Annotated in this window: 3 protein-coding genes; all 3 read left to right on the top strand. The window is 66.4% G+C overall.

The annotated features are described in order from the left end of the window. Nucleotides 1-891: type II and III secretion system protein family protein (locus tag QGG75_09155; GenBank protein ID MDP6067405.1), on the top strand; the 891-nt coding region annotated here is incomplete at its 5' end. 24 nt (nt 892-915) lie between these two features. After that, nucleotides 916-1,569, top strand: a complete 654-nt coding sequence (locus QGG75_09160) for a CpaD family pilus assembly lipoprotein (protein ID MDP6067406.1) — start codon at nt 916-918, stop codon at nt 1,567-1,569. 42 nt (nt 1,570-1,611) lie between these two features. Continuing rightward, on the top strand, nt 1,612-2,136 hold a 525-nt coding region (locus tag QGG75_09165; GenBank protein ID MDP6067407.1), incomplete at its 3' end, for a CtpF protein.

Raw genomic sequence — 2,136 nt, forward strand, 5'->3', positions numbered from 1 at the left:
GCCGAGCAGCAGGTCATGCTGCGCGTGCGCATGGTCGAAGTGCGCCGCCGGATCATCAAATCGCTGGGCATCCGGGCTGCCATCGGCACCGGCAAGGCCGTCAGGGAGGCCGCCCCCACTCTGATCCAGGACCTGACCGGCACCGGCATCATCGGGCCCCTGGCGGAAGGCCAGATCCGCTTCGGGCTGTTTCCCGGCCCCTTCAACAACCCGCTGCGCAATGTCGGCTTGGCCCTCGATGCGCTGGAGAGCGAGGGGCTGATCAAGACCCTGGCCGAGCCCAACCTGACGGCGTTGTCCGGCGAGACAGCTAGCTTTCTGGCGGGTGGCGAGGTTCCGGTGCCGGCTGGGGTTGACAGCAACGGCAATCTGACCATCACTTTCCGCAATTTCGGCGTCGAGCTGGAGTTCACGCCGACGGTGCTCGACACCGGACACATCAACCTGCAGGTGAGGACTGAAGTCAGCGAAGTCGATAACTCCCAGTCCGCCGTCGTCCAGGGCACTTCGGTGCCGGGCTTCCGCGTCCGTCGCGCCACCACCACGGTGGAGATGGCGAGCGGCGGTGCCTTGGTCATCGGCGGCCTTTTGCAGAACGATTTTAGCAATATCGTGGCGGGGCTGCCCGGGCTGGCGAACCTGCCCATCCTCGGCGCGCTTTTCCGCTCGACCGACTTCACCAAGGGCGAAACCGAGCTGGTGGTGACGGTCTCAGCCTTCCTGGTGCGGCCCGTCGACGATCGTGCCATTGTGCTGCCCACCGACGGTTTCGCGCCGGCCAGCGACATCGACATGTTCTTGCTGGGGCGCCTACACACCGAATACGGCCGCCCGGGCTCGACGCCGCCGACGGGACGGGTGCAGGGCCCGATCGGCTTTATCATGGAATGATCGACTATGATGGGCGAGCATGGCATGAAATATCTCAAGGCAATCGCTGGCGCTGCGGGCTTGCTGTTGGCCGCCTGTCAGCCTTATCAGCCCAGCCTCTATACGGCCGCCGAACACGATCCGCGGGTGGCCCATCCCCTGAGCGTCGAGCCCACCAAGGCCGCTGCCGCAATCCGCTTCGAGGCCGACAGCGCGGTGCTCGATGCGGCCCAGGGGTCTAAACTCGCGCGCTTCGTGGATTCCTATCTCAGCCTTGGCCACGGGCCCCTGAAGGTGGTCATCGTGCCCGACGGCAGCCCGCGTCAGATGCTCGAGGCCCGGGGCCGGGTGATCGGCCAACGGGCCAGGCAGCGCGGCCTCAAGCCCGGCAACTTGGCGCTGAGCTATGCCGCTGCCGGCGAGGGAGAGGGGGCCGGAGGGCCGCTGGTGCGCCTGGGCTACGATCGTTTTCTGGTCAAGCTGCCGGACTGTGGCGATTGGTCGGGGGCGGCCAACCGGCGATCGCGGAACCAGAACCACAGTAATTTCGGTTGCGCCAGCCAACGCATGTTCGGTGCCATGGTAGCCGACCCGGCCGATTTGGTGCGCCAGCGCCCGGCCGGCGAGTCCGATTCGCAGCGCTTGCACCGTGTCATGGAGCGCTTCCGCGTGGGGCCGCCCACCGGTGGTGGTGGCTAGCGATGCGGACCGCACCATCTCCAAGATCCCTGGGAGCCCGCTATGGTGGTTGATGCCTTCCTGCTCAGCGAAGAGGCCCAGGCGCGCATCGGCGATGCGCTGAAGGACCGCAATATCGCCAAGTTCGAGGGCCATGTTGCCCTCGGCGGCGTTGTCGAGGCGGTCGAGTACTACACCGAACGGCCCACCCCGGACATTCTCATTGTCGAGTTCGAGGGCGACGGCGAAGGCATCAAGGGGGGCCTGGAAACCTTGGCCGAGGTCTGCGATTCGGGCACCCGCGTGGTCGCCGTCGGGGCCGAAAACGACGTCGCGCTCTATCGTTCGTTATTGCGCATGGGGGTCAGCGACTACCTGACGGCGCCAGTGACGGCGCGCCAGGTGTTCGACGTCATCCACGGCCTGGTCTCGGACCCCGACGCCCAACCGGCTGGCCGCGTGCTGGCTTTCGTCGGCAGCCGGGGCGGTGTTGGCAGCAGCACGGTGGCCCACAACACCGCCTGGAGCTTGAGCGACAGCTATGACGAGGACGTCGGCGTCGTCGATCTCGACTTACAGTATGGTACC

It is taken from the genome of Alphaproteobacteria bacterium (genome assembly GCA_030740435.1).
In the GTDB taxonomy this organism is placed as follows: domain Bacteria; phylum Pseudomonadota; class Alphaproteobacteria; order UBA2966; family UBA2966.